Source organism: Verrucomicrobia bacterium CG1_02_43_26, from assembly GCA_001872735.1.
In the GTDB taxonomy this organism is placed as follows: domain Bacteria; phylum Verrucomicrobiota; class Verrucomicrobiia; order Opitutales; family CG1-02-43-26; genus CG1-02-43-26.
Genome location: MNWT01000016.1, coordinates 124,645 through 143,456, shown reverse-complemented (window position 1 = coordinate 143,456; position 18,812 = coordinate 124,645). Strand labels below are relative to the sequence as shown.

General features: G+C 43.9%; 16 protein-coding genes. 7 read left to right on the top strand and 9 right to left on the bottom strand.

The window, feature by feature from the left end:
* Window positions 1–30 precede the first annotated feature (30 nt).
* From AUJ82_06445 to AUJ82_06420, 6 genes are all read left to right on the top strand, one after another.
* A complete protein-coding gene (locus tag AUJ82_06445) occupies window positions 31–1,335 on the top strand; it encodes a hypothetical protein (GenBank protein ID OIO59404.1) in 1,305 nt (434 codons plus the stop codon).
* Window positions 1,332–2,303, top strand: coding sequence for a hypothetical protein (locus AUJ82_06440; protein OIO59403.1), 972 nt, complete (start codon window positions 1,332–1,334; stop codon window positions 2,301–2,303). Before AUJ82_06445 ends, AUJ82_06440 begins: the two co-directional genes overlap by 4 nt.
* A gap of 51 nt (window positions 2,304–2,354) precedes the next feature.
* The gene (locus AUJ82_06435) at window positions 2,355–4,607 is read left to right on the top strand and encodes a hypothetical protein (GenBank protein ID OIO59402.1); all 2,253 of its coding nucleotides are present in this window, start codon (window positions 2,355–2,357) and stop codon (window positions 4,605–4,607) included.
* A gap of 63 nt (window positions 4,608–4,670) precedes the next feature.
* Window positions 4,671–6,260 carry a phosphoglycerate dehydrogenase gene (locus AUJ82_06430; protein OIO59401.1) on the top strand — a complete coding sequence of 530 codons (1,590 nt, stop codon included), beginning with the start codon at window positions 4,671–4,673 and terminating at the stop codon, window positions 6,258–6,260.
* Window positions 6,261–6,297: 37 nt separating this feature from the next.
* Window positions 6,298–6,909 carry an acyl-phosphate glycerol 3-phosphate acyltransferase gene (locus AUJ82_06425; GenBank protein OIO59400.1) on the top strand — a complete coding sequence of 204 codons (612 nt, stop codon included), beginning with the start codon at window positions 6,298–6,300 and terminating at the stop codon, window positions 6,907–6,909.
* Window positions 6,910–6,936: 27 nt separating this feature from the next.
* Window positions 6,937–7,824 (top strand): alpha/beta hydrolase, encoded by an 888-nt coding sequence (locus AUJ82_06420; protein OIO59399.1) that lies wholly within the window; start codon window positions 6,937–6,939, stop codon window positions 7,822–7,824.
* On the opposite strand, the gene AUJ82_06415 is transcribed toward AUJ82_06420, so the two are convergent.
* The 6 genes from AUJ82_06415 to AUJ82_06390 form a co-directional block, all read right to left on the bottom strand.
* On the bottom strand, window positions 7,821–9,344 hold the full coding sequence (locus tag AUJ82_06415) for a 4-alpha-glucanotransferase (GenBank protein OIO59398.1): 1,524 nt from the start codon (window positions 9,342–9,344) through the stop codon (window positions 7,821–7,823). The two genes, AUJ82_06420 and AUJ82_06415, sit on opposite strands and share 4 nt — an antisense overlap.
* 91 nt (window positions 9,345–9,435) lie before the next feature.
* On the bottom strand, window positions 9,436–10,263 hold the full coding sequence (locus tag AUJ82_06410; protein ID OIO59397.1) for a hypothetical protein: 828 nt from the start codon (window positions 10,261–10,263) through the stop codon (window positions 9,436–9,438).
* Window positions 10,260–11,324, bottom strand: a complete 1,065-nt coding sequence (locus AUJ82_06405; GenBank protein OIO59396.1) for a hypothetical protein — start codon at window positions 11,322–11,324, stop codon at window positions 10,260–10,262. Before AUJ82_06405 ends, AUJ82_06410 begins: the two co-directional genes overlap by 4 nt.
* Window positions 11,321–11,863: a septum formation protein Maf gene (locus tag AUJ82_06400; protein ID OIO59395.1), complete on the bottom strand. Its 543-nt coding sequence runs from the start codon at window positions 11,861–11,863 to the stop codon at window positions 11,321–11,323. The genes AUJ82_06405 and AUJ82_06400 overlap by 4 nt, the downstream gene beginning before the upstream one ends.
* Before the next feature lie 70 nt (window positions 11,864–11,933).
* Window positions 11,934–13,196, bottom strand: a complete 1,263-nt coding sequence (locus tag AUJ82_06395; GenBank protein OIO59394.1) for a hypothetical protein — start codon at window positions 13,194–13,196, stop codon at window positions 11,934–11,936.
* Window positions 13,197–13,238: 42 nt separating this feature from the next.
* Entirely contained in the window at window positions 13,239–13,625 is a 387-nt protein-coding gene (locus tag AUJ82_06390) for a hypothetical protein (GenBank protein OIO59393.1), read from the bottom strand.
* Between the two features lie 37 nt (window positions 13,626–13,662).
* On the opposite strand from AUJ82_06390, the gene AUJ82_06385 reads away from it, so the two are divergent.
* A complete protein-coding gene (locus AUJ82_06385; GenBank protein ID OIO59392.1) occupies window positions 13,663–15,288 on the top strand; it encodes an NAD+ synthase in 1,626 nt (541 codons plus the stop codon).
* Window positions 15,289–15,304: 16 nt separating this feature from the next.
* Here the strand turns inward: AUJ82_06385 and AUJ82_06380 are convergent, their stop codons facing one another.
* From AUJ82_06380 to AUJ82_06370, 3 genes are read right to left on the bottom strand one after another with little or no spacing between them, the layout of a single operon-like run.
* Window positions 15,305–16,162: a hypothetical protein gene (locus AUJ82_06380; protein OIO59391.1), complete on the bottom strand. Its 858-nt coding sequence runs from the start codon at window positions 16,160–16,162 to the stop codon at window positions 15,305–15,307.
* A gap of 16 nt (window positions 16,163–16,178) precedes the next feature.
* Entirely contained in the window at window positions 16,179–17,543 is a 1,365-nt protein-coding gene (locus AUJ82_06375) for a threonine synthase (protein ID OIO59390.1), read from the bottom strand.
* A 6-nt stretch (window positions 17,544–17,549) separates the two neighbouring features.
* The gene (locus AUJ82_06370; GenBank protein ID OIO59389.1) at window positions 17,550–18,800 is read right to left on the bottom strand and encodes an aspartate kinase; all 1,251 of its coding nucleotides are present in this window, start codon (window positions 18,798–18,800) and stop codon (window positions 17,550–17,552) included.
* Window positions 18,801–18,812 lie beyond the last annotated feature (12 nt).

The following is an 18,812-nucleotide window of genomic DNA, read 5'->3' as shown; positions in this document are numbered from 1 at the left end:
AGATTAATTTAATAACTCAATTATACATCGATGATTTGGCTCTACCGGCTATTATTTTTTCCAGTTTTACTCTTATCGCTACCATATTATTTGAAGAGAATGTTTAAAAGGGGCGGGTACGGGAAAGATTTTCGTTATCGCTTCGGCTTTATTAAACCTAAAGGCAAAGATAACCCTAAGCAAAAAAGGGTTTGGATACAAGCCGTAAGCCTTGGGGAAATGAGAGCGATCAAACCTTTCCTCGAACAATTGAAAGATCGGGGAGATATCGATGTTGTGCTCACTACTACGACTAGCACGGCTTACAAACTGGCTTTAGAAATGTACCCCAATATGGTAACTGAAATTGGTTTGTTTCCCCTGGATTTCTGGCTTTTTAGTAAGATTGCCTGGAGTCGTATCCAACCGGATATAGTTATATTGATGGAGGGCGAACTTTGGCCGGAGCATTTACACCAGGCACACGTGCGCAAGATACCCGTCATTTTGATGAATGCGCGTTTATCAGACCGCTCCTTTAAACGATACAAGAAATTGGCAACCTTCGCCCGTTTTGTGATTCGCCAGGTGGATCTTATTTTAGCGTCCAATAGTCAGGACAGAGATCGTTTTATTGCATTGGGTGCGGCCTCAAACAAGGTGCATTTAACCGGCAATATTAAATTTGATGCCGCTGTTGTTAACCCGATGCCTTATTCAGATCGCAATATTCTGAAATCAGAAATGGGCTTCTTTCATAAAAAGGATCTTGCGCAACCCTTAGTTATCGTGGGTTCCTCAACTTGGCCAGGGGAAGAAGAAGCGCTGGTACTTATTCTGAAGAAGGCCTTGGATATCGGCGTGAATTGCCGCCTCTTACTCGTTCCAAGACATGCAGAAAGAGGTAATGAGATCAGGCAGTTTCTAGAGAAACAAGACCTTTCTTTCCATTTTCGTAGCGATAGCAAAAAGGCAGGCAAGGAGTGCTTTATCTATGTGGGAGATACGACTGGGGAGCTCAGTATACTGACACAGGTTGGCGATATTATCTTTATTGGAAAGAGCCTTCCGCCAAACATTGGAGGACAGACCCCTATCGAGGCTGCTTCTTTGGCCATGCCCATCGTATTTGGCTCGGATATGAGTAATTTTCGCTTATTTGCTAGAGACTTGTTGAATGAAAAAGGAGCGCTTTCCGTAAAAGACGCTAAAGAACTCTTTCTGGCCTTGTTTGAATTAATCCAGGATGGTCACAAGCGGATAGTGATGGGGCAAAATGCTCGCACGTGTTTTCAGAAAAATGAAGGGGCTGTTAAACGAACATTGAACGAACTGGAGGTTTACCTGAAATCATGAGTATCTATGACTATTTAAAAAGTATCGCTAAAGCTGATTGCTTAAGTTACCCCGATTATATTAAGGCAGTATTATACCATCCAGAGCTGGGTTATTATCGCAAAAACAAGCGTAGAGTAGGCTATAGTCCCCATACGGATTTCTACACATCTTCCAGTATAAACCATATTTTTCCGCGATTGGTTGCAACGGCGGCGCGTAATTTATTAGGAGACACAGATGAGTTGCAAGAGTATACCTTTGTCGAAATAGGGGCAGAGCCCGAAGAGTCTCTCTTGGCTAATGTAGATCACCCGTTTAAGGAAGGCTTAGTTTTCCGTGTCGATGATGAAATTAATATTCCCGAAAGAGCCGTTGTTTTTTCAAATGAACTATTAGATGCTCAACCCTTCTTTCGGCTTGTCTATAAAGACAGTTTCTGGAGGGAGCGAGCGATCTGCCTCAAAGAGGGTTCTTTGGAGGAAATTATGCTAGATGAAGCATCGCCCGAACTGAGGCCTTTTATAGAGATGTTGCCTAAACAAGCTGTAGAGGGATATCAACTAGATATTCCTTATTATGCGGAAACCCTTTTTGACAAAATTACCCAACAGGCATGGAATGGGCTATTGATGTTCTTTGACTACGGCCTTCCTTGGGAGACGTTAGTAAATGAAACCCCACAGGGCACAGCGCGTACCTACCACCACCATAAACAGGATAGTGATTTAATTGATAACCCAGGAGAAAAGGATATCACCTGCCATATCTGTTGGGATCGATTAGAGTCTATTCTACATAAAAATAATTTTCGTAAAACGCGTATCCATCGCCAAGAAGGCTTTTTTGTTCACTATGCAACAAAGGAAATTGAGCGCATTATAACGAAAAATCCCATGGGATTTGATCCTGATAAAAAATCTCTCCAACAGCTCCTGCATCCAAGTCATATGGGGGCAAAGTTTCAGGTATTGACGGGAATGCGGTAGGTTTATTGTCGGTGTAGGCTGAAAAACCTGTATTAATGAGGAAAACGATTTATGAATACCCCTCCTAATCAATTCCCACCCAGGGGTAACAGGCCCCTGATAAAAGTACAGTTTACTGAAACCTCAAAAGGGAACGGGAATTTACCCATTTCCCTGAAACTTTCCTTTTTTGCAGGAGATCAGCATGAGGTACAATTAAAGAACGGCAAAGAGGTACATATATTTGGCGAATATGAAAAATTTGGTAAATACAAGGTGCAGTATGGACAAAAAACGCATAAGAGTGATCATTTAGTAGCAATATCCTATAAAATGAGCGAGGTAGGGAAGTCCGGTCATTTTTCTTTAAATGAAAAAGGATTGCGAGAATGGGCAATAGAGTTTTGTAGAAATACAAAAGATGCTCCTCCTTTTGGTAATGTTAAGGAAGTGGAGTGGGGTTTGCTTTCGAAAAATAAATTTACAGAAAAAGAATTTATTAAGTGGGCATCCAAGTATTTGAATAACAGTTACGCCTCAAAAGGGAATGTCTTTTTTGTTTACTGCTGGCTGGCTGAAATGTTTAAACAATATGGCTTAGCGAATGAATTTAAAAATAAAGAGCATAATACCCTGGCCACACGCATCGTTTGGGCATTGCCCAAAATGATACACAGCGAGAGATCGCTGAATGCTAAAAGATATTATAATCAGCTATTTAATCTACCTGTTACCCACCTGAACGCGTACAAAGATGGAGAAACAATCTTACACAGATACATGCGCTATAGAGATCTTTCTTTTGCCGTATTTAGCGATCTCACAAAAGCAATGGCTATAAGAGGATTTTCCCTAAATGTTCCGGACGTTTATAAATGTACGCCACTAAATCTCGCCGCTTATCTATTATTAGCAGAGCACTTTATTAGCCTCGTTCAAAATGGTGCAAAATTGAAGCGAACCTATGGAAACGATTGGCTTTATGAGGCACTTTGCGTTTCTGAGAATAATTCATTCTATCAGGAGGCTTTTTTTCAAACAGTGATAAAGAAGCTAGGCATGTCTGTATTTCCGGAACAAAAAAGAAATACTGAGCATACAATTGATAGCAATACTCTTTTGACTAAATACCCCAAACTGGTTAAGCCTTTGGATGAAGAGATATATGCCCATGCTTGCAAGCTAGGAAACTTATTGGATGTTTCTGAAGGCGGGCGAACAAGGCATATGTATCAGTTACTAGTTCAGTCACTACAATCCTTTACTGATCCAGCATCTCTAGAAAGAGGTACTCCAGACCGGATGGTTGCAAAAAGAGTTTTAGCTGTATTTAAAAATGCAGGTCATTTTTGCGAAGTTAGATTTAACAATGGCAACAAAATAAGTATCTGCATCTATTTTGAGCGTCTTGAGCGAACTAAGTGGAAGGGTGTCAGGCATTTACGCCTTCACGTGGTTGTTAAAGATGGCAATGGCTACTATGATTATTTATGCGATGGTGGGGGCGATGGTTTTCCGAAAACTTCACAAAAAAATGAGCGCAGAAAATTAGGTATTCTTTTATGTGAAATCAATAAAAACGATTTTGAAAATTGGCCAACGCAGAAACATCTAACTATAGTAGACGAGAAGACTGAAATAGAAACGCGTTTCCAATTAAAAATGATCCGACATTTACTGGATAAAAGACAAGAGGTGGGCAATTGTGGTTACAAAAGCCAAGAATTAGCCCTGCAATTGATTTTTGCCATCTTCAAATTATACCACGAGGATGCGTTCTCTCATTCAAATCTTGAAGTGCTAGAAAATGAAATTAAAAATAATAAATTATCGCAAAAGTTTTTTCAATATCAGCTGAATGAGCACATGCGGATTGTAAATCACCATGTGGATGTTATTGGTGAAAAAGGTTTCGGTTTGCTCAATAAAGACACGGTGCAGGAAATTTATAAGGTGCTCGTAAGGGGAAATAATAAGCTTAAAGAATGGAAGGTTAAGCAGATTGTTTCCCCCAAGCCTTTATTGCTTGATTTGCCGTCCAAGCAGTCTAATCAACAACTACAAACTGTCATTTCCAATAATCAGCAGAATCTGCTCGTGAAATTTCTGACACACATCAATTATAAAAAAATACAACGGGAATATCTGAGGAATTCTTCACAAAGAGAAGCCTTGTTTTTTTTAATTACAACCCTATCTCATCTCGTCTTTACAAGTGATTTAACCTCTCGGAAAAGAAATTTATTATTATACCAGCTGTTTATCGCGGCTTATCTGTTTTATTTTTTGAGCAAGGGTAGCGATTTGGAAATAGAGGAGGAATAACACGGACACATTCGGTTTACTTTTGCTGCGTTTTATAATAGGGTTTAAACAAAACTAGCCCTTATGAAAATTTTAGTCGCTGACCGTATTTCTTCCACTGGTATTGATTACCTAAAACAACAAAATGGCCTGGAGGTGATTGAGCAGTACGAAGCTTCTCCTGAAGAGAGAATCAGCCAAGTACAAGGCATTGATGCCCTCATTGTGCGCAGTGCCACTGAAGTTACTGCTGCTATTATTAATGCTGCCCGCAATTTGCGTGTTATAGGGCGCGCAGGAGTAGGGGTAGACAACATCGATTTAGAAGCTGCTACTGAAAAGGGTATTATTGTGCTCAATACGCCGACAGGAAATACTATCGCAACGGCCGAACTTACTTTTACCCACATTATGTGTTCTGCTCGCTTACTTCCTCAAGCAAACCAATCGATGAAGGCAGGGGAGTGGGACAAAAAGTCGTTCTCTGGAAATGAACTGCGCGGAAAAGTGCTTGGTGTTATTGGTGCGGGACGTATTGGCGCGGAGGTAGCCAAGCGTGCACAATCATTTGAAATGGACGTATTGGCGTATGATCCTTTTTTAACAAAAACAAGAGCCAGCGCAATTGGAGTTACCATGGTTTCTCTAGATGATCTTTTTAAGAACGCGGACTATATCACGGTACACGTGCCCTTAACCGAAGATTCCCAGTATTTGCTGGATGAAAGCGCATTTGCAAAAATGAAAAAGGGGGTGCGAGTGTTCAATTGTGCTCGTGGTGGTATTATAAAGGAATCTGCACTCATCCAAGCGGTTAAATCTGGTAAAGTCGCCGCAGCAGGGCTAGATGTTTTTGAAAATGAGCCGCTTTCAAAAGATAGCGAATTGCGCAATTTACCGAATGTTGTCCTGACACCTCACCTGGGTGCTTCTACAAAAGAAGCTCAAGAGAGCGTTGGACTGGAAGTAGCCGAGGCCATTACTTCTGTCCTTCGTGGAGGCATGATCAGAAATGCCCTGAATATGCCGTCTATTGACTTAAAAACCCTGGAGACGCTCCGCCCTTACCTTTCATTGGGCGAAAGGTTAGGACATATGTTGCAACAGATGACCGGTAAGGACATCGAGCAACTCAAAGTCACCTACTGGGGTAAGTTAACTGAAATGGACCTATTGCCCCTCACACGAGCCATTCAGCGGGGTTATTTAAAGAATATTTGCGGGGAGTATATTAATGATGTCAATGCACCCGCAAAATTCAAACAACTGGGCATTTCCCTTAAAGTAACGAACTCAAGTGATGAGGCTGATTTCACGGATTTAATCCGCGTGGAGGCAATTGACGAGAATGGCAAGACATGGAGCCTAGAGGGAACCCTTATTGGCAAACAGCATAATCCTCGAGTTGTTCATATGAATGGATATGAACTGGAGTTTAGGCCTGATGGGCACTTATTGTTAATCGGAAACAAAGATGTGCCAGGTGTCGTAGGTATGGTCGGCTCTATCCTTGGTATGGATGGGGTAAATATCGCTAATATGGCTTTAAGTCGCTGCGAGAACGATGGCCTAGCAATGACTGTATTTGAACTGGATACGGAATTAAGTGATAAGGCGTTTCGCGAGCTAGCCGAAAATGCTGGCATTGTGCTTGTCCAAATGATCAAGCTTTGATTAGTATTAAGTATTAGAGATTCAAAAAGAAGCAGTTATGTTCATCTATTTTATAAGTATTGTTGTCGGATATGTCTTGGGCTCAATATCCTTTGCTCAAATTATAGCCAAAAGGCACGGTATAGACCTCTTCAAGGAGGGTAGTAAGAATGCAGGAGCCACGAATGTGAAACGATTGGTGGGTAAATCTGCCGGAAACATCGTTTTTGGACTAGATGTCATCAAGGGTTTTATTGCTGCGGGATGGCCCATGCTTTGCACATCTGGTTTTGTAGACGATCCCTTTGCCCTTGGTTTTATTGGACTAGTAGGGGCAATCGTTGGGCACAGTTTCTCTATTTTCATGGGATTTAGAGGAGGGAAGGGCGTAGCGGTAACCATTGGGGGGCTTATAGCGCTTATGCCACTCGTTGTATTTGTAGGAATAATTGCTTGGTTGATTGTATTTTATTCGACTCGTTATGTTTCTTTGGCATCCATTGTTTTTGGTGCGACGCTCCCGCTCAGTACCTGGTTTTTAATGAATAATAATCCGTGGGCACTTTATTTTGCTTGGGGTCTAGCAGTGTTTATTCTCTTGAGGCATTACGCAAACATCAAACGCCTGGTCTCAGGGACGGAAAGCAAGTTTGTTAAAAAAGAAAAGTAATTTTTCTTTTACTTTATATACTATTTTATGCGAAAGCTTCCTGAAGACATACGAAAGCTATATCCTTTTCCTTTAAGAGACAGAGACTTTTTTAAAGTAGATCCTCTTCATAGGATGCACTTTCTGGATGAAGGTAATGGCACACCGGTTATTATGGTGCATGGAAATCCCACGTGGTCCTTTTATTATCGTAACCTTGTGTTGGGGCTGCGTGATAAATATCGCTGCATCGTGCCGGATCATATCGGCTGTGGCCTTTCTGATAAACCGCAAGATTATAGCTATACGCTTAGTACCCATATTGATAATTTGTCTCGCTTGATCGAGCACTTACAGATCGAACGCTTTCATTTGATCGTTCATGATTGGGGGGGCGCTATCGGTATTGGCGCGGCACTCAAGCATATTGATAAATTGGATAAGATAGTTATTCTAAACACAGCTGCTTTTCGCTCAAAACATATTCCTTTTAGAATAAGACTGTGCCGTATACCAATTATCGGTGAATGGATCGTACGAGCCCTGAATGGTTTTGCGAGGCCAGCCACATTTATGGCGGTCGAGAAAAAATTACCCAAAGCGGTAAAAGACGGCTACCTCTTCCCCTATAATAATTGGGCAAACCGTATCGCCATTGCGCGTTTTGTTCAAGATATCCCCCTGAATCAGAAACACCCTTCCTATAATACATTATTAGGGATAGAGGAGAAACTGCATCAGTTAAAGGAAAAAGCTATGCTGATCTGCTGGGGTAAAAAGGACTTTTGTTTCAACCAGCACTTTTTAAAGGTCTGGAAAGAGCGTTTTGAGAATGCTGAGACTTACGTTTATGAAAAGGCCAGCCATTATCTTTTGGAGGATGAAGGAGAAGAAGTTCTAAAAGAAATCGTGAAGTTCTTGGCAGAAGACGCTTAGCGGTAATATAAAGAAGCCAGTTCTTGCAAATAATGCGCGCTGTCTACAAACAAGCGTTCCAGCTCATTAACCGTATAGCGCCATTTCCAATTTCCGTCAGGCTTGCCGGGGAGGTTCATGCGAGCATCGGGGCCTTTGTTCATCAGGTCTTGCATGGGAATAACAACCAATCTGCTGACACTTTGGTAGACGCCTCGAATCATATCCCATGGGATACTCTCTCCGGAAACTCTAAAGTATCGCCTGAACTGGTCTCTAGACTCCCGGCTCGTTGAGCGGTACCAGCCCCAAGCGGTATCATTGTCATGTGTACCTGGGTAATAAACGCAGTTACGCGAGAGATTGTGAGGGAGATAAAGATTTGAGGAATCGTTTGAGAATGCGAATTGCATAATCGCCATACCAGGCAACCCAAGGGAGTCCCGTAGTTCTCGAACATCATCATTAATGTCCCCCAAATCTTCGGCAATCCACTTGATGCCGGGCATCGATTTATTCATGGCATCGAAAAATGCTTTACCTGGGCCTTTTACCCATTTGCCGACAGAGGCATCTTTTGATCCTGCCGGAATCGACCAATAGGTATCAAAGCCTCTAAAGTGGTCTATACGAACCACGTCATACAGACGTAACGTATGTTTAATCCTTAGCTGCCACCATTTAAACACATCACCTTCTTTTTCCTTCCAGTCATAAAGGGGATTTCCCCATAATTGCCCTGTTGGTGAAAAATAATCCGGCGGAACGCCAGCAACCTTGCTAGGGGTACCGTTTGCATTAAGTTGAAATAAATGTGCATTTGCCCAAACATCTGAGCTGTCTAGTGATACAAAGATTGGAATATCGCCAATGATTTCGATACCTTTTTCTTGAGCATACTTGCGCACAAGTTTCCATTGCCCTAGGAAAAGGTATTGGTAAAATTTATGGGCCTCGATTTGTTCACTCAGCTCATTGAATAAAAACAAGGGTCGCTTTTGGGCTTCAGCAAATGTTCTGTATGCCCTTGGCCATTCATGCCAAGGCATGCCATGAAAGTGGTCTTTACAGGCCATAAAGCACGCATGAGGGTGTAGCCAATGTGCTTCTTCTTGTTTAAATGTATCATAGTCTCCATAGGTCTCTATATTGGCTTTTTTCTTTTGAAACGAGTGAAAAGCTTTCTTAATTAAAGGCCAAAACAGCTTGTAGAGTTCGCCAAAATTGACTTCATCATGTGGTAGCTTTTGTAAGGGAGCGAGGTCAGAGCCTGCCAGTAACCCGTGCATAACAAGTTCTTTGAGGTCTACTAAATAGGGATTACCCGCAAATGCTGAAAAGCACTGGTAGGGAGAGTCTCCATAGCCGGTAGGCCCTAAGGGGCATACTTGCCAATACTTCATCCCGCTGGCAGCCAGAAAATCAATTAATCGATACGCACTTGTTCCGAGTGACCCTATTCCTTGCTCGCTGGGCAAAGAGGTCGGGTGTAGCAGGACTCCGGCGGCACGTTTATTTAACCATGTTTTTTCGTTTTTCACTAAATATAAAGTTTGAGGCCTGTTTGTTTAAACAGTAAAGCGTAATAGAACATTGAGTCAACGGGATAAACCGCCTTCAACGTCAGTGAGGTTAAACTAAAGGCTTTATTGACAATAATTGTTGCCGAATGCGAGCATTTGAATCCATTAAAACAGAAAAGCTTTCCGGAAGAGCGCATTCCACTTCAAATAAAGACGTTTTTCCGCTTAATTGATATTCGAGCGAAAGCGCAGTGGCGTGTAAATAAAGGCGTTTTTGCTCAACGGCCTTTTCGATGGCACGGTTGAGTTTAAAGTCCCCGTATGTCTTGTCTCCGATTATAGGGTGATGGCGCAATGCCGATTGAACCCTTAACTGGTGGGTGCGGCCGGTTTGCGGTTCTAGGCGAAGGAGCGAGATGCCAATACCGTTATGATCCCGCTTTTCCAGTTTCACCTTTGTGATAGCAGTAGAATGACCGCCTTTCTGTACCCGTAAATGGCCTCTTTTTTCCGTGCGAGTTCGTTCCAGGTGGTCTGTCCATGTCAGGGAAATTTGCTTGGGTTGCCCTTTTACAATTGCGTGGTATGTTTTGTGAACATGCCTCGTTTTATAGAGTTCCCGTATCGTTTCGGCAACTGCTTTGAAAAAGGTTACGAGTATGATTCCTGAGGTTGGGGAGTCTAACCTGTTTAATAAATACAGCCTTTCTTCAACTGCAGGTTCGCCTTCTTTAACCGTCTTCCAAAAATAACATTCCCTTTGAACATCATATTTCGCTTGGACCAGACAACCCCTTTCCAATTCAACGGAATTAGGGTGACTTTTTATGCCAGCGGGCTTTTCAAGCGCAATGAGCCCGAGTTCGTCTTCTTTTAATACGGTAACACCTTTGCCTAAAGGGATGTGTTTGTGCGTCATTCGATTGTTTGATGTCATTGGTAGTGGAAAGTAAAACGTATGTGCTGCTGATCGCCAAGTATTTTTATCATATCCGGTGGCCAGGGGCCATAGGGAGCTCTTGATTGTACCGCATCCTTGCAAATCAAGGTGGCCATAGAGCTGGCTGTAGAGGTTTCAATGGTCACATTACTTACGTTTCCGGCTTTGTCTAAATTAAACGAAAGTACGACAACGCTATTGATGTCTTGTGATGAAAAAGTTAATCGATTGGCCAGCATGTGCCATTGGTAAACAATCGCTTCTAGCATCTGTTGTTCATATTGCCCGAATTGGCTAAACTTCGCATCTGCGGCGATCATGCCTTGGGGGGCGCTACCTTTTTCAGAGAGTAACAAGGGGGCGGGCACGCCTGCTTTTCTAAGCGTAGGCCTTGGCTGTGGGCGAATTTCAGAAATGGCCTTTTTTTCCGCTTTTTTTTCCGCGACAGGTTTAGCTTCTTGATCGGATTTTAGCACAATCGTTCCATCCTTTTCCAAAGAGACCTTTGGCTGTTCCATAAAATCGGCGATTTTTTCCCCCGGCTTGCCTTCGGGTGCGTTTTCCTCTTCTTTTTGAACCTCTTTGGCGGGTTCATTTTGGGCGACTTGAGCCTGTGGCATGGGCGGCGTCGGTTCCATCATGGTTTGCGATTCTATGAGGGCTTGAGAATCCCTCTCTTTTCCTTCTAATCTTGGCAATATGGATTCCCCATTTTCTGGTAATTCTTGTGCGGCCTGTTGTGAACGGGCGGCGTAATTTTTGGTATCATCGGGTTCATTGGAAGCAACATCCGGGTTTGTTTCTACAAACTTCATCTCCGGTTCTTCTTTTGGAAGGAGGACGAGTTCCAGTTCCTGTGCTGGTGGAGTGGGCTTGGCTTGCTTAAAGGTATACCCTTCAAAAAAAATACCGAGTAAAAGGTGAATAAATAACGTCAAGAACAAGCTCAACAGGAGCCATGGCCATTTTCTCTCACGTTCGAGAGTGTTTTTGTCAAACTCTGGCCACGGGGTATTGTTGTGCTTACGTTTTCTTTTTGTTATCAAGCCCTTATTCACTTATCGGCACGCTTCAGATAACCCAAATTATGAAGCGTCTCGCTCAAAAATTCAATCGGCAAACCGATAATATTAGATAAAGATCCTACATGGCTTTTGATAATCATATCTCTATGATCTTCAATACTATAGGATCCAGCCCTGTCTAGGGGGTCGAGTAGGCTATGGTACTGTTGAATAAGACGATCTCTCAGATCAAGAAAGGTCACTTGGCTCTTTTCACAATGTTTTATACGCAGTCCAGTGGACTCGTTCACTAAACATACCCCGGTATAGACTGTATGTGTTTTGCCCGAAAGTTCCTTTAGCATCGCAAAGGCTTCAGCCATGCTTTTAGGTTTGTTGAAAACTTTATTTCCCAAGGCTACGGTGGTGTCCGCTGCTATAATGAGTGCGTTTGGGAATTTTTTAGCAACACAATCGGCTTTTAAGATGGCATTGTGGAGGACCATAAGCTCCGGGGATTCATCATGGTCCTCCAATTCTGTAACATCAGGCAATTCGATTCGAAAGGAAAGGCCTAAGTCCCTTAAGAGCATTGACCGCCGGGGTGAACCGGAAGCTAATATGATTTCGTCTACATCCACCTCTGTACTCAGTTTAGTTAGATTAAGTATCAAGAACCATGCGCACATCGCCCATATTACGTGCCCATTCCAGCTCGCTTACATAATATTGGTAAAGCGAATCCACGAGACCATCTTCTGCTTCCGCTACATTTGTTTGCGCGTCTACAACTTCCTGATTTCCTGCAAGACCCCTTTCAAAACGTGCTTGGGCAAGATCCAACTCTTTTTGAGCCAAAGATTGTTGTTTTACCGCAACTTTGATTTGCTCGAAGCGAGACAGCAGGTCGACTTGGTTTAGGACAAAGTCTGTTTTTATCTTGTTTTGAAAATCACGCAAGGTGTACTTTTGTGCCCGCATGCCAGCCTTTTTGCTAATCGAGTTAGATTGGATCGCGAAGCCTTCAAATACGGGGATATTTAATTGAAGCCCCATCATCCACACCTCTTTTTCTTTACCATTAAAGGCATCGACAGAGGCATAACCCCAGTTGCCAAAAGCCGACAGCTTAGGGAGATGATCCCAATAAGAGGCCTCATAATCAAATTTAGACTGATTGAAATCCATTTCCACCTTCAAGTAGTCCGGGCGCATCTTAAACGCCTCTTCAGGAGACCAGTATATTTTGCTCGATAACTTTTGTGGCTCTGGTAGACCTTGAGAAGTTTCTATGCGCTCATGCGCTTCTAGGCCTAATAGCTGTACTAATAGTAATTCGCTTTGGCGAACGAGTGTCAATTGCTGTAATCGTTCCTTTTCGTCGGATGCCAAGCGTACTTCTGCGCGGGTAACGTCTAGTGGGGTTGCTATGCCACCTTTAAATTGGTGTTCAGCTAAGTTTAAGAGAAGTTTATCGCGCTCAATGTTTGCATCAATCACTTTTACCCGGTTGAGATTTCTCAAGTGGAGGTAATAGGCCAAAGCTCCTTGGTTCATGATCTCCTGGATCACGGCTTTGTAAGACAATTCGGATATCTTATGGCCTTGTCTCGCTAGTTCAAAATCGGCGTAACGACGCATATCAAGGAGACTGAGCGTTCCCTCTACGCGACCGTAAAAAGCTCGTGAAGTAGAGGTGAGTGGGGTGCCCCCTAGCGCGGTAAAAAAGTTCCTGGTTTTTGTTTGTTGTGCTTGAAAATTAACCGTTGGAAGTAATTTTGCGCGTTGTATGTAGGAGTACTGCAATGCTTGCACAACCACTTCACGTTGAACCAGTACTTGCAGGTTTTCATTCTCCAGACGGTCTAAAACGTCATCGAGGGTTAGGTATAAGGCGTGCCCCTTGGCGCATATGCCAAAGAACATTAATAAAATAAATAGCTTTAGAACTTTCACAAATATAATCCTTTATTCTACGGCTGCAGGGCTTTTACCAATAATCTTAGCCCAAGCGGCGGTATCGTAGATAACATTTATCTCATTTATCTTGCCGTTCTTGACTCTTACTTGTTCAACATAACGTGAGGCAGGAGCACCATTTTCCGGTTCGCAGGTGATGATCGAACAGGCCGAGTTTTCATCAAAATATTGCTTCTCTATAGTAATAGCGTTACAAATATGGGTAAACGCGGCCCATGCCATGGAGACAGATTCTTCGCCTTCCATTTCCATGTCGGATCCAGTCACTTTAATATCGCTTGCAAAATTCAATTTCTTCAAATCAACGCTTTTTTCTCGCACTCCGCGGATCAGTTCTTCGTAATATTGTTTAATAACTTCTTTTGGTGTATTCATGGAATATAGAATCTAAAAAGCTGTTTTTCTTAACGCAATGAAAATCGGAATAGCCCAAATTAATACCACCGTTGGTGATTTCTACGGAAATTCTCAAAAAATTCTTCAATCCTACGAAACGCTCTGCCGTCAAGGCGCGGAGGTTGTTGTTTTTCCGGAACTCGTGCTGTGTGGGTATTCGCCGCGAGACCTCCTGTTTAAAAAACGGTTTGTCCACGATAATGACATGGCGCTCCGTGCGCTTGCAGCTAAAATAGGCGAGGTCCCAGCTATTATCGGTTGCGTACGAAAGATTTCTGGTAAAAAAGGCTTATTTAACTCGGTTGCCTGGTGTGTAGACGGCAAAGTACAGCAATTCGCGGATAAATGCCTTTTGCCCTCATATGATGTCTTTGATGAGAAGCGCCATTTTACGCCCGCTAAAGAGCCCACTATGGTTGAGTATAAGGGCAAACGCATCGGTTTGACTATTTGTGAGGATATTTGGACAGCTAAGTTTAGCGTGGAGCATTATGAGTATCATATAGATCCGGTTGCCCTGCTTGCTAACACAGATGTAGACTTCATTTTTAATTTCTCAGCCAGCCCTTGGTTCTTTGGGAAACATGAGCTGCGACGTAAAGTTGCTCAAGCATGTGCTAAACGAACAAAAGCTCCCGTTATTTATTGTAACCTTGTTGGCGCAAATGATCAGGTGGTATTCGATGGTCGTAGTTTTGTAACCAACAAAAAGGGAGAGGTCATTGCCTCGATGGAACCATTTGTAGAGGAACTTCAAGTAGTGGATACTTCCGGCAAGCCCATTAAATTAACCGAACCCAGTGAAATGCAAGAAACCCACGACGCCTTAGTGCTTGGGCTTCGAGATTATGCTCATAAATCAGGTTTTCAACGCGCGGTCATCGGTTTAAGTGGCGGGATCGATTCCGCGGTTGTCGCTGTTCTCGCTGTTGAGGCTTTAGGGAAGGAGAATGTGATGGGGGTGAGCTTGCCGTCTAGTATTTCAAGCGAACATAGTAAGACGGATGCTCAGGAGCTCGCGCTAAACCTTGGTATCGAGTTTCATACGATTCCCATACAGAAAATTGTTTCCGCGACTGAGGATGTCTTAAAGCCACTCTTTAAGAAACGCCCTAGAGACACTGCTGAGGAAAATATGCAGGCGCGCTCGCGAGGTATGGTGCTCATGTCCATCTCGAACAAATTTAACGCAATTCTCCTGTCCACGGGTAATAAAAGTGAATTGGCTGTGGGGTACTGTACCCTGTACGGTGATATGGCTGGTGGGTTGGCTGTTATATCCGATGTGCCCAAGATGAAGGTGTATCAATTAGCCAAATTTATGAACCGCAAAAAGGTTCTTATCCCCAAAAATACAATTTCAAAAGCCCCCTCTGCGGAGTTGGCTCCAGATCAATTGGATCAGGACACCCTTCCTCCTTATCCGGTTTTAGATGAGATTCTTCGTCTCTACATTGAAGAGCGCAAAAGCTCCCTTGAAATTATAGCTAAAGGATTTGATGAAATTGTAGTTCGAGATATTGTTCGCCGCGTTGATATAAATGAATACAAGCGTAAACAATCCGCTCTAGGGCTAAAGATTTCTCCCCTTGCGTTTGGGGTAGGGCGCCGCATGCCGATTGTACAAAAGTATGTGAGCTAGTGGAGGAATCCAAGAATCAAAACTTCTTCCTATGCAACAAATCCTTGTTGTTGTAGACATGAAATTCGCATATTTCCTGGAATCCTAGCTTCTTATACAATTCTATGCCGTCTGTAGAGGCCTGCAAAGTAGCTACGTGATAGCCCATTTCGCGTGCGAAATTAAGGGCATGGAGTGTCATGATCGTACCATAGCCCTTTCGCCTGGCTTCCGGCTTTGTGCCTATATCATAAATGCCGGCAACACCAGATCCCAGAAATAGCACAGAACAGCAGATGGGCTTATTCATGAAATGGCCTACAAAAAGATGCATCGGGCGTTCTTGCCTCATGTTGAGTGAGGCCACCATGTGGTAATACTTCTTTAATTCCGTGTCTTTGGGGTCAAATAAGGTGTCTAAGACATTGGCGAAGTTTTCCATTTCACGGGCATTATTTACGGCATGTATCTGAAAGTTTTTCGGAAGGGGCTCTGGGATGGCTACATCCTTTAAGAGTGCAGCCATGCCAACATCCTTCTCTGAGAAATGTAATCCGGCTCTGGTTAACACGTCACCTAAGTTTTCTGGTGCGCTAAACGAGCTGATCCACCAGGCGAACGGCAAACGTTTTCTTACAAAGTGATCAATAGTACGGGTAACCTCAAAGTCTACTTTGTGTCCGGAGAAGTGGGACGCGACTACGCAATTAAAGGTTTCCGAGCAAAGGCCGGTATCTACCGTTACATTACTGTTGTCATGCATGACAATCATGCCCCGTATATGCGAAGCATAATAGGCAACCTTACCCGCGGCATTGCTTTCGATAAGCATTGCCACAGCATTGCGATCATTTAGATCGTCCAATCGTAAAATGGATTCTAAGGGGTTTACCATATGCTTCTACCTTAAGTTACTTGAAAACGCCTTCAATTTCAATGAGAGCACGTACTTTATCGGCAGCTGCGTCAATAATTTGCTTTCTGGGCTCGGCGGATTTGAGGTGTTCCAAAATATCCGATTTCGGGGTAATATTGATGGCGCTTTCAATTGTTTTCGGGAATTTGGCGGGGTGAGCTGTTGCGAGAACGATTTTTGTAAATTGAGTGTCTAGTTCCTTGAAAGCACAGGCTGTATGCGGGTCAGGGCAATAGTTGTAGGCGTTGTGAATGTAGCGAATGATTTCGGTGATCTCGTCATCAACCGCACGGGAAGCTTTTAGGATATCGGGATCAAAGTCCGTAAACGTGTATTTACCCGTTTCTTTAATGGTGGCCATAATCTCACGCACCTTAGCGGAATCTTCGCCTACCCTGTAATACAGGAAACGCTCGAAGTTAGAAGCGGCCTGGATGTCCATTGAAGGTGCGACACTCGGGTTGACGACTTTGGCTTCGTAGAGACCGGATTTAAAGAGGCGGTAAAGGATGTCATTTTGGTTTGTGGCCACCTTTATGGAAGCGATGGGGACACCCATTTTGCGTACCAGCCAGCCCGCAAAGACGTTACCGAAGTTGCCTGTAGGGACAATGAATTGTACTTTATTTTGGCGTTTTGCCGGTATTTTCAGCCAGGCATAAATATAATAAACGCATTGAGCGAGTATTCTAGCCAGGTTAATGGAATTGATAGCGCTTAAATGGTGCTCTTTGCGAAATTCCAGGTCATTGAAAAGCTCTTTTATAATAGCTTGGGCATCATCAAATGTTCCCTTAATAGCAATCGGGAAGACATTGTGAGCTCCTGTACATGTCATTTGGCGCTCTTGAAGGGGGGAAATTCGGCCTTCCGGGTACAATATGAAGGTATTTACACCCTTTTTGCCTAAAAGGCCGTGTATCGCCGCAGAACCCGTATCGCCCGAAGTTGCGCCAAGGATATTAATGGGTCTTTCTGTGCGCTGTATTTGCGCTTCGTAAAGATTTCCTAGTAATTGTAGAGCGAAATCCTTAAAGGCCAGAGTAGGGCCGTGAAAGAGCTCAAGGACATATAGGCGCTCTTCTAGTTGCAGCAGGGGGGCAATCTCTGGGTGGTAGAATTTTGTGTAGGAAGCATCAATAATCTCTTTCAGGTGAGCGGGAGCGATATCATCTGCGAAGAGCTTTAAGAATTCGTAGCACAGCTCGGGGTAGGTTAGACCTGTCCAATCCTTTAAGTGCTCCTCTATGTTGGGAAGAGTTTCGGGTAGATAAAGGCCTCCATCAGGCGCAAGGCCGGTTTCTACTGCTTCTGTAAAGGAGAGGGAAGGGCATTGGCCCCGTGTGCTGATATATCTCATGAATGATTATTTTTCACAAATTTTTTGCATGCGGATGCTTTCAGGTTCGTCTAGCCTAAAGGCTTTATGAACCACTTTTAAGGCCTTTTGGGCATCTATTGGGTCGATTGCGCAGGAAATCTTAATTTCGGACGTGGTGATCGTTTTGATGTTAACGCCGCCTTTGGCCAGGGCCTCAAACATAGTTGCCGCAACTCCAGCATGGGAGCGCATTCCGATGCCGATGACGGAAATAATCGCAATTTCGCCATCCCGTGCGGTGCCTTCCCAGCCGAGTGTGCTTAAGGCCTCTGCAACCACCTTTTTAGCGGTGTGTGCTTCATCACGATTGACAGTGAAGGTCAAGCTGGCTTCACCAGCTTCGCCTACGTTTTGGATGATCATGTCCACCATGATTTTGGCTTTTCCCAGCGCGACGAATATCATGGAAGCGGTTCCAGGCTTGTCGGGTAACTTGTCTACCGTGATCTTTGCCTGATTGACATCGAGCACGGTTCCTCTTACGAGTACTTCTTCCATAACGGGGGCCTCCTTCTTAACGATTGTTCCGGGTTCATTATTGTAGCTGGATCTGACTTCAAAGGGTACGTCATACTTTTGTGCAAACTCAACGGAGCGGGCCTGCATTACCTTAGCCCCTTGTGAAGCGAGCTCGAGCATCTCTTCATAGGAAATGCATTCTATTTTTGTGGCTTCGGGGACGATTCGGGGGTCTGCGGTATAAACACCATCTACATCTGTGAAAATCTGAACAATATCGGCCTTTACGACCGCTCCTATGGCAATGGCAGTCAAGTCTGAGCCGCCACGCCCCAGTGTGGTTATGTTGCCCTCGCGGCTCATGCCCTGGAAGCCGGCTACGATGACCACTTTGTTTTGCGAAAGCTGTTCCAGCAGGTCACCGCCGTCTATATTGACGATGCGGGCGCACGTGTGGTCGTGGTCTGTTATAATACCAGCCTGAGCGCCTGTCCGGGAGACGGCAGGGACGTCAATCGTATGCAAGGCAATAGCCATTAAAGCGATGGTTTCCTGTTCGCCAACGGCCAGGAGCATGTCCATTTCCCGCTTGTTGGCTTGGGGATTGATTTGGCGGGCGCGTTGAATGAGCTCGTTTGTCACGCCGGCGCGAGCTGAGACTACGACAACGACCTGATTTCCGGCATCATAAGTAGCCTTAATCCGCTCTGCTACTGCTTTAATGCGATCGATATCCTTTACGGATGTTCCCCCATATTTCTGTATGATTAATGCCATGACACGCGCTAC